Origin of the sequence: Lysinibacillus sp. fls2-241-R2A-57, assembly GCF_030209535.1 — a bacterium.
In the GTDB taxonomy this organism is placed as follows: Bacteria; Bacillota; Bacilli; order Bacillales_A; family Planococcaceae; genus Lysinibacillus.
The window spans coordinates 1-9,545 of record NZ_JARVRU010000138.1; the positions used below are offsets into that span (position 1 = coordinate 1).

Genomic DNA, 9,545 nt, shown 5'->3' on the forward strand with positions numbered 1-9,545 from the left:
TCCACGACTTTGGCGGGGCTATCCACGATTTTGACGGTTCTATCCACGACTTTGGTGGGGCTATCCGTCGCTTTAACCTTTCTATCCGTCACTCCGACTCTTCTTTCCGTCGCTCTGACCTTTCTATCCGTCGTTTCGGCTCTTCTTTCCGTCGCTCTGATTTCTATCCGTCGCTTCGGCTCTTCTTTCCGTCGCTCTGACCTTTCTATCCGTCGCTTCGGCTCTTCTTTCCGTCGCTCTGATTTCTTTCCGTCGCTTCGGCCCTTCTTTCCGTCGCTTTGACCTTTCTATCCGTCGTTTCGGCTCTTCTTTCCGTCGCTCTGATTTCTATCCGTCGCTTCAGCTCTTCTTTCCGTCGCTCTGACCTTTCTATCCGTCGCTTCGGCTCTTCTTTCCGTCGCTCTGATTTCTTTCCGTCGCTTCGGCCCTTCTTTCCGTCGCTTTGACCTTTCTATCCATCGTTTCGGCTCTTCTTTCCGTCGCTCTGATTTCTATCCGTCGCTTCGGCTCTTCTTTCCGTCGCTCTGACTTCTATCCGTCACTTTGACAGTTCTTTCCGCCGCTTTGCCGGGTCTTTCCGTCGCTTTGACCTTTATATCCGTCACTTCGACTCTTCTTTCCGTCGCTTTGCCGGGACTATCCATCACTTTGACGGTTCTTTCCACGACTTTGACGGTCCTATCCACGATTTTGGCTGTTCTATCCACGATTATGACGGTCCTATCCGTCGCTCTGACTTCTTTTCGTCACTTTGACAGTTCTTTCCACCGCTTTGCCGGCCCTATCCGCCGCTTTAGCGGGACTATCCACGACTTTAACGGTTCTATCCACGATTATGGCGGTCCTATCCACGATTTTGACGGTTCTATCCACGATTTTGGCTGTTCTATCCACGATTATGACGTTTCTATCTACGACTCCGACTCTTCTATCCATCGCTTTGCCAGTTCTATCCGTCACTCCGGCTATTCTTTCCGTCACTCTGACCTTTCTATCCGCCGCTCTAATCTCTTTCCGCCCCTCTAACCTCTTCCCTTCCAATTAAACAGTCAACCCAGATACTATTTTCTCCGGGTCATCTGTAAATAGTCCCTGTACACCGAGCTGCTGCAGTTGCTTTGCGTCTTCGACATCATTGACTGTATATACACGTACAATAGCTCCTTCATTAAGAGCTTCTTTAACTGATTTCCGAAATGCTGTGGGTAAGCTGACATGTATAGCATTTGCTGGGATTTGAGCTGTGTAGCCGTTAAAATCAACTAAAATTTCTGCAAACAGGGCCGCTTTTTCGATATATGGTGCCCTTTGTGAGATGATTTGAATCGATTCATGGTTAAAGGAGGAAATAATCACTCTCTCTGTCATTTGGTATGCGGCAACTTCTTTAATTACAAGAGCTTCTATACCGTTATATGGAAATATATCTGTTTTTAGTTCAATATTAATGCGATGATTTGTACCTGCGAACAGCTCTAATATGTCACCTAGTGTTGGAATGCTTTCATCCTCAAATTCAGAAGAAAACCATGAACCAAAGTCAAATGCACGAAGTTCTTGTAGCGTATAGTCCTTTACGTAGCCAGAACCGTTAGATGTGCGATCAATCATTTCATCGTGAATAACGACTAGCTCCCTATCCGCTGTTAAATGAACATCTAGTTCAATCCCGGTAATCGGAAGCTTTGATGCAGCTACAAAAGCAGCAATAGTATTTTCAGGGTAATGTGCAGAAACGCCTCTATGGGCAAAAATATTCAAATTTGATAACCTCCTATTTCGCCCACCCCTTAACAGATTGCTGGCGGGCCATTTTTCTCTTTTCCCTAATTAAACCTAATACAATTTCACTTGATGGTAAATATTATATATAGTAGTATGATAATCTACTTGAAAATGTAAGTACTTAGGAGGTGCTAAAAAAATGACTGCACAACATCCAGATTTTCAGGCTGAAGTGGAACGGCTAACTTACACCAAAAATTACATGCAGCAAATTTTAAATGAATCGCAAAGCGGTTTGCAATCTGCTCAGGAAAATATTCGTAAGTCGATGGCAGATCTTGATTATTTAGATTCAAGTTTGGGTTACTTAAATATCTTAGCAAATGCTCGATTTTTTGAAATGGCTCGAAACCAAAAAGAAGGCTTACAGGCTGTTCAACAAAAGCCATACTTTGCCCGAATTCATTTTCAAAAGACTGGAGATCCTGAAGAATTTCTTTATATCGGTAAAACCTCTTTGTTTCATCGAGAAACCCACGAACCTATTATAGTCGATTGGCGTTCACCAGTAGCAAACGTCTATTATGATGGTCGCCTTGGGGATATGGAATATGATGTTCGCGGAGAGATCAATAAGGGACATTTATTTGCCAAGCGACAATATAAAATAGAAAATGGTGAATTGCTCGATATACGGGATATTGATTTAACAACAAACGATGAATTACTGCAAGAAGCATTAGCTGGGAAAGCAGATGTGCGTTTGACAGAAATCGTCTCCACCATCCAAAAGGAGCAAAACGAAATTATACGAGCACATCTTCGTCAGCCTATCATCGTACAGGGGGCTGCTGGTAGTGGAAAAACAACAATTGCCCTACACCGAATATCTTACTTCCTCTACACAATGGGCGAGCATTTTAATCCTGAGCAGCTCATGATTTTAGCACCGAATAAGTTATTTATCGATTATATTGGCGACGTTTTACCAGAGCTCGGTGTCGATAAAATTTGCCAAACAACCTTTACTGATTATGTTCTAGCTGCGACTAAGCTAAAGCTGAAACTTCAAAACCCTAATGAGCAATTAGAATCTCTTGTTGCAGGAGGACCCCAACAGTCAATTTCCTGGATATCTGAAATGAAGGGCTCTCTTTATTACCGAGATGTAATAGAACGATACGTCCTAAAAATCGAGCAGGAAATTGCTAACCAGTTTGAGGATGTTCTTATTGAGAAATATTGTATTATGCGTGCCTCTCATTTAAAGAAGCTATTTTTATATGAATTTTCTTATATGCCAATTGAAAAACGACTAGCTCATATTAAAAAGGTGCTAGCAAGCCATGTCCGTCAAAAGAAACAGGCTATTTTAAATATGCTCCATAAAAAATATGATGAAGCGCTTGGGAAAGCATTAAATGGAATTCGTGATGATGACAAACGTCGTCGCATTGTTACTAAGTTTATTGACGAACGTGATGAACGTATTCCTGCTATTGAGAAAGAGGCTAAATCCACAGTATCTGTTTATATGCGTCGCTTTGCTAAACATAATATTAAAACTCTCTATCGCACCCTTCTAACAAATGCTGAGCTTTTAGCAGAGCTTGCACCAGAGTGGCATCATCTTGAGCAACAGCAATTTTTACAAGTACATGTTAAAGAACGATGGGTGCTTGAAGATTTAGCTGCACTTTATTATTTACAAGCACGTTTAAAAGGAATTCCAGACGAATGGAAAATGCGGGTTGTCTTCATCGATGAAGTACAAGACTATAGTTTATTTCAGCTTGCTGCTTTAAAAACAGGACTTGAAACGGATATGTTTACAATGGTTGGTGATTTAGCACAAGGCATTCACAGCTATCGATCTCTTACTGCTTGGGAGCCCGTACAAAATCTATTTCCTCGAGCAAGCTTCAGAACACTTCAAAAAAGCTATCGAACAACAATTGAAATTATGGAGGTAGCGAACAAGGTTTTAGCACAAATGGATGAACAGCTTCCATTAGTTGAGCCCGTGGTTCGTCACGGCAATGCGCCAACCTTTATACAGGCACAATCTTTTAATGCTCAGCAAATAAAAGAAATTTTTGAAGCCATTCGATCCAACGGACATCATTCCATTGCTTTAATTTGTAAAACTACTGCAGAAGCAAAATCTATGCAGCAAGAATTAATAAACAATAAGATTGCTGCTCAGCTCCTAACTGAAAATGAGTCCATCAATCAGGAATTACTGCTCGTTGTTCCGAGTCATTTAGCTAAAGGCCTTGAATTTGATGCCGTCATCGTAGCTGCCTTCGATGTCCCTTTCTACGATACGAAAATTGATCGAAAGCTACTTTATGTGGCACTCACTCGAGCAATGCATGAGTTATACTTAGTTGGCCCAACAAAAAATACTTTTCTATTAGAAAATGAATAAAAAAGTCGCTACTTTCACGGCGACTTTTTTTAATAGAATTATCAATTCCGAGGTGGTAAACGGTAAAACTTTCCTCTGGATAAATACGCTTTAACAACCTTCCACCACGAACGAGGTGCTTCCTTTGGAGGAGACTTTTTTTTAGGCAGTGCCGGCATACGCATGATAACGACTCCTTTCATAGGCTTACTGATACTATATGAAGATAGTTACAAATTTATGATAAAAAGGTTCATCAGTACGTGGGGTTGATTTCCGTTTCGACTAAGCACTTCATCCGTTAACCATCCTCAACATTACCTATTTTACCACAAAATTACATATAAAATAATGTGGTAGATTTAGATGCCATCCCACCTAAGATAATATACTGACAAACACAAAAGATGGAATAGAAACTCAATTTCACTCCATCTTTTTAAACAACTTAAATTGACTCCGACATTAAGAGGTGGAACATGAAAAAAAAGTTGATTTTTTATAGTTTGTTTTTTATCGTCATGCTGCTTATTCTATCTTTTTATCAAAAATACCCTTTGTATGAAGCATTAATGCATGCATTTATATTTACATCTGTTTGTATAGTTGTCCATATTTTGTCAAAGAAATTAAAGTGAATTCTAATTATCCAAAATCACCCAATTAATAAAAATATAGAGGCCGGGACATAACTGGTCAAAACCTTAAAAAGCGGGAGAAATCAATTTTAGAAACTTAAATGACAATACAAAATTTAGGTTGTTCTTCTAACTTTCATTAGTTAAAGGCTGTGCGATCGCACCTTCCTTTTTCTTCCCTTTCAAGAAAAACGATACAACGAGGGCAACAATTATAAAGACTAACCCAAGCGTAAATGCTCCTTGGAAGCCGGTTGTTAAACCATTTAAATTTTCTACTGGATCCATTGGATTTGCTGAATTTTTCATATAGTTTGCTGTACCTGTCGTCATTTTTGCTATAAATATAGCTGTTCCAATTGCGCCAGCTACTTGTGATAACGTATTAAAGATCGCTGTACCGTGTGGATAAAGCTCGGGTGTCAATTGATTTAAACCATATGTTTGTACTGTCATGACAAACATGAGTCCAACCATTAATACGCTGTGCATCAAGATAATTTGTGTTAATGTTGTTTCTGCGTTAATGCCACTGAATAACCACATTGCAACGGCAACTAGCCCAATACCTGGGATAATAATAATTTTCGGCCCTAATTTATCAAATAATTTACCTGCAACCGGTCCCATAATGCCGCTAATAATACTTCCTGGTAGCATGATGAGCCCTGATTTAAAGGCTGTCACAAGTAAAACCGTTTGTAAAAACATCGGTAATAATGTCATCGTTGAGAACAGAGACATCATGACGATGAATATTAACCCAACTGATAAAGTAAACATTGGAAATTTAAACGCGCGTAGTTCTAAAATTGGATTATCTATTTTTAATTGACGAACAACAAAAATGGCTAACGCTATAACCCCAATCATTAAAGTGACATAAACTTTAGGATCTGACCATCCTAAATCACCTGAAGAACTAAAGCTATACACAATACCACCGAAACCTACTGTCGATAGAACAATAGATATATAATCCACTTTTGGTCGTGTTAACTCTGAGACGTTTTGAAGATACTTCATTCCAATTAAGATGGCAATGATGACTACAGGAATAACAAAGTAGAATAACCAGCGCCAACCAAGTGAATCAACGATAACGCCAGATAAGGTAGGGCCAATTGCTGGAGCAGACATCATAACAAGTGCGATTAAGCCCATTGTGGCACCCCGTTTTTCAGGTGGACAAATAATTAAAATCGTATTCATTAGTAACGGTGAGATTAATCCAGTAGCGATTGCTTGGACAATACGACCGATTAATAAAACGCTAAATGTCGGTGCAACCCCAGCAATCAAGGTACCGACTAAAAATGTAATCATGGCGGTTAAGAACATTTGTCTTGTTGTGAGCCATTGTTGAAGTAGGGCTGTAATCGGTACTAAAACGCCAACAACTAACATGTAGGCTGTCGTAAGCCATTGAATGGTTGAAGCTGTCACATCAAATTCTCTCATTAGTACGGTTAAAGCATTACCAAGTAATGTTTCGTTTAAAAGCGCGACCATTGCCCCTAACATTAATGCGATTATTATTGGTTTATGTCTAATAGTAGAAAGATCAACTTTGCTACTAGTAGAACTCGTAGTCGTCATATTCATTTATTAACTTTCCTCCTGCCGTCTTGACTATTAATACATGTGTATACAAAAGAACACAAGTAATATAATATACATGTGTAGATTAAAAGAGAAGAATCAATTTTCAACAATTGTATAATTAAACTACAGAATAGGAGAAGTGTAGATGAAAGGTAATGAGAGGCAACTGGATTTACGTATTAGACGTACACATAAACTATTGTGGGAAGCTTTATTTGAATTAATGACGCAATCAAAACAGAAATATAGTTCCATTACTATTAATCAGATTTGTGATCGTGCGATGGTTCATCGAACAACATTTTATCAACATTTTGAGGATAAAAATGCATTATTGGCATTTGGTCTTAGACAAAATCAAGAAGAAGCATTAACAGTACCACTTTTAGATCGATTAACGAAGCCATTTCAAGTGATAGAACAATTCTTACATCATAAAGAGATTGGTAAAATATTAGAGTCGCAAATGGATGATGAACAGTTTATCAACTTTATGACTTATCAAACTCGAGAAATGAAGAAACAAGAAAATGAAGAATTACAACGAATTTGTAAAAATCATACGATACCATCTGAGTTAATTATCGAATTCCACTCAGGTGTCATTACAACGTTAAGTGCATGGTGGTTACAAAATAGAAATGAAGTTTCAGCAAAAGAAATGGATCAATACTTTCATGCAATGATTAATCAAGATATTTTTCAATTTGAAAAGGAATAAAATTGGATCACCACCATAACAAGTGGTTGATTTCCGTTCCGACTGGGCTCTTTCTTGGGTGCGTCTAGTCTTCACTCCAATCAACTTATATATGGCATACGTTTTAACAAATGTCATTCACAACTCTTAGTAAGGGCGTTTAGACTTTATATACGTGTTTTAGAACATTTTTTGCTAACCAAAGAGAGATGTATCAAATGAATGATACATCTCTCTTTGTGGTAATATTTTGTATTCAAGTGCTCAGTATATGAGAACTTTCTTTGGCGTAGACTTTTAATTAATTTGGTTGATTACATGTGAAGCACTTGTCCAACATGCCAATTGAATAAAGGAACTGCCATTTTTCGCATCGCTCATGGTAAAATTCGAATCACACATCAAATAACCTGTTCAGTTTAAAATCATCTACCTTCTGCTATCGATTCGGCGGTACATTTTGTAGTTCCCACTTTATCACTCCTGCATAAGCGTCAGCCTTAGCGGTTCCTGCTCTCACTTCTAAATAAAGCCCGTCCTCGCTCGTTTCCCATGTATCAGAAATATTGACTACTTCACTGTTTTTTGTTTCCTTTTGATAAATCTGTACAGAAGCATCTTCGGTCAGAGGGGAAACATTCCCACTATATCGGTATTGTAAGCCTTCCTTCGTTCTGGTTGGGCAACTCCTTGGGGATCAGCGTCACAGATGAGACCCTGGAGCGAGCAACGCGAGTGAAGCGGCTCATCGGACGCCCCCAGGAAGCTTTGCTCTGTGCGAAAGCGAAGCGTCAGCAACAAAGCGCCCAGTCGGAACGGAAATCAACCACACGTTTTGGTGATGAGCTAAAATTTTTCCATTTAAGAAACGAAAAAAGGACATCCTTTTATCTCTTAACAATTATTGTCTTATTAAGCCAAAACCTTCCAGGAAAAGATGCAAATCAATCTTTGCTTACTTTTGAACATATTTTGATAAACCGTTTATTGCGTTATCACGCGTATTCTTTTCAACCTTCTTTTCAACCTTTTATTCCAGAATCGAATGATATTTTCTTGGCATTTCCTTTGAAAGAAAGACTTATCGATCCTTTTATGTAGTCGTTCTATCTGCATCTGGAAATTCTCTGCTTCTGCAGGCACAAAAAAGTGAGGAGCGATGCATAAAGCACACTCCTCACTCTTCACTTATTGTTTTACGAAATAATCTATTTGCTGAGCCTTCATAAAGCCTGCCTTCTCATAAACAGAAAGCGCCTTTCTATTGTCGATTTCTACATCCAGCATGACGAATTTCGCACCAATTTTGCTCGCATAATCCTTAGAAAACGAAAGCATCGCAGTACCGATCCCTTGCCCCTCACAATTTGGATGAACTGCCAATGCTGTTACCCATTGAATTTCATTTTCCTGGGCAGTCGTCACTGTTCCAACAACTTCTCCGTCTTTACGTGCTACCCATAGTTTTCTTCCAGTCGTTGACGTATTAAAAGCGATTAGCTCCTCAGACTCTTCAGGTAGATCTCCAAATGCTGCACTATAGATGGCAATCAGCTCTGCCTGTTCACCTGCATAAGGAATAATTTCGATATCATCCTTTAATTCTACTGACTCTGCTCTTGTTTCTAAAGTTGCCTCTGAAAAGCTATATGTAAAGCCCTTCTTTTCAATAAATGTGTGTCCAAAAGGTGAGCCATCTATCACTACCGCCAATTGCCCTTCTGCGCCACGCTCATTAAGGCCGGCTTGTAAAACCTCAACTAAAGCGGTTCCAATTCCCATTTGACGGTATGTAGGTGTGACAACTAAAGACCATTCATATGTATGAAGGCCCATTAAATCTATTGCACTTGCTGCGCCAACTAACATATCTTTGTCGTCTTCATAAGCAAGTACCATAAAGCCCTTCGATTCAAAGGAACTCGCCATAGGTAAACTCATAGCAGTTTCATATACACGATAGTCATGTGTAGTCGCTTCTTCACATAATAATTTTAATTCATTTAATGTTTCCCCATCTAACGGAAAAGACACTGTAATCACCGAAATATTCATTCTTTACTCCGTTCTTGTATCTGACTATTGCCCTATTTTAGCAAGAAATAAAATAAGCTGGCAACAAAATATAATTGTAACTTCTAATAATCAGCAATTTCACTTTAAATAACAGAAAAGTCAAACAGATTTTTACTACTGTCCATCTATAAAATGACTAAAACTAACTAGAAACTATAGATCCATATAATTAGATTTACATTTTATTTATCGTCAACAAATGCCTTTATTTTATAATCAATTATGGCTCATCTAGTGTGGGGGGCGTCCAATCAACTTTTTTATTAGACAAACAACACTTCTTATTTTTAGTTTTTATTCGGCTCTTCACCAAAACGTGTGGTTGATTTCCGTTCTGACTGGGCGCTTTGTTGCTGACGCTACGCTTTCGCACAGATAAAACATTTGCCGC

At 38.8% G+C, this 9,545-nt stretch carries 9 protein-coding genes; 6 read left to right on the forward strand and 3 right to left on the reverse strand.

Annotated features, from left to right (window positions below):
* From QRN68_RS19565 to QRN68_RS19575, 3 genes are all read left to right on the forward strand, one after another.
* The coding region (locus QRN68_RS19565) for a hypothetical protein (RefSeq protein ID WP_285398576.1) at nucleotides 1-282 on the forward strand (282 nt) is incomplete at its 5' end.
* Nucleotides 279-446, forward strand: a complete 168-nt coding sequence (locus QRN68_RS19570; RefSeq protein WP_285398577.1) for a hypothetical protein — start codon at nucleotides 279-281, stop codon at nucleotides 444-446. The genes QRN68_RS19565 and QRN68_RS19570, both read left to right, overlap by 4 nt.
* Before the next feature lie 97 nt (nucleotides 447-543).
* Nucleotides 544-1,026: a hypothetical protein gene (locus QRN68_RS19575; RefSeq protein WP_285398578.1), complete on the forward strand. Its 483-nt coding sequence runs from the start codon at nucleotides 544-546 to the stop codon at nucleotides 1,024-1,026.
* 15 nt (nucleotides 1,027-1,041) lie between these two features.
* Here QRN68_RS19575 and QRN68_RS19580 read toward each other — a convergent pair whose 3' ends face one another.
* On the reverse strand, nucleotides 1,042-1,761 hold the full coding sequence (locus tag QRN68_RS19580) for a glycerophosphodiester phosphodiesterase (protein WP_285398579.1): 720 nt from the start codon (nucleotides 1,759-1,761) through the stop codon (nucleotides 1,042-1,044).
* Between the two features lie 163 nt (nucleotides 1,762-1,924).
* Between QRN68_RS19580 and helD the strand changes: the two genes are divergently transcribed.
* Nucleotides 1,925-4,156, forward strand: coding sequence for an RNA polymerase recycling motor HelD (helD, locus tag QRN68_RS19585; protein ID WP_285398580.1), 2,232 nt, complete (start codon nucleotides 1,925-1,927; stop codon nucleotides 4,154-4,156).
* A gap of 746 nt (nucleotides 4,157-4,902) precedes the next feature.
* Here helD and QRN68_RS19590 read toward each other — a convergent pair.
* Nucleotides 4,903-6,372 (reverse strand): MDR family MFS transporter, encoded by a 1,470-nt coding sequence (locus QRN68_RS19590; RefSeq protein WP_481817473.1) that lies wholly within the window; start codon nucleotides 6,370-6,372, stop codon nucleotides 4,903-4,905.
* 151 nt (nucleotides 6,373-6,523) lie between these two features.
* Between QRN68_RS19590 and QRN68_RS19595 the strand changes: the two genes are divergently transcribed.
* Nucleotides 6,524-7,099: a TetR/AcrR family transcriptional regulator gene (locus QRN68_RS19595; protein ID WP_285398582.1), complete on the forward strand. Its 576-nt coding sequence runs from the start codon at nucleotides 6,524-6,526 to the stop codon at nucleotides 7,097-7,099.
* A gap of 669 nt (nucleotides 7,100-7,768) precedes the next feature.
* Nucleotides 7,769-8,179, forward strand: a complete 411-nt coding sequence (locus QRN68_RS19600) for a hypothetical protein (protein ID WP_285398583.1) — start codon at nucleotides 7,769-7,771, stop codon at nucleotides 8,177-8,179.
* 87 nt (nucleotides 8,180-8,266) lie between these two features.
* On the opposite strand, the gene QRN68_RS19605 is transcribed toward QRN68_RS19600, so the two are convergent.
* Entirely contained in the window at nucleotides 8,267-9,133 is an 867-nt protein-coding gene (locus QRN68_RS19605) for a GNAT family N-acetyltransferase (RefSeq protein ID WP_285398584.1), read from the reverse strand.
* Between the last annotated feature and the right edge of the window lie 412 nt (nucleotides 9,134-9,545).

What these genes read in the sequence shown, in the direction of transcription:
- helD (WP_285398580.1), top strand. Translation starts at nt 1,925, where the DNA reads ATGACTGCACAACATCCAGATTTTCAGGCTGAAGTGGAACGGCTAACT.
- QRN68_RS19590 (WP_481817473.1), bottom strand. Translation starts at nt 6,372, where the DNA reads ATGACGACTACGAGTTCTACTAGTAGCAAAGTTGATCTTTCTACTATT.
- QRN68_RS19595 (WP_285398582.1), top strand. Translation starts at nt 6,524, where the DNA reads ATGAAAGGTAATGAGAGGCAACTGGATTTACGTATTAGACGTACACAT.
- QRN68_RS19605 (WP_285398584.1), bottom strand. Translation starts at nt 9,133, where the DNA reads ATGAATATTTCGGTGATTACAGTGTCTTTTCCGTTAGATGGGGAAACA.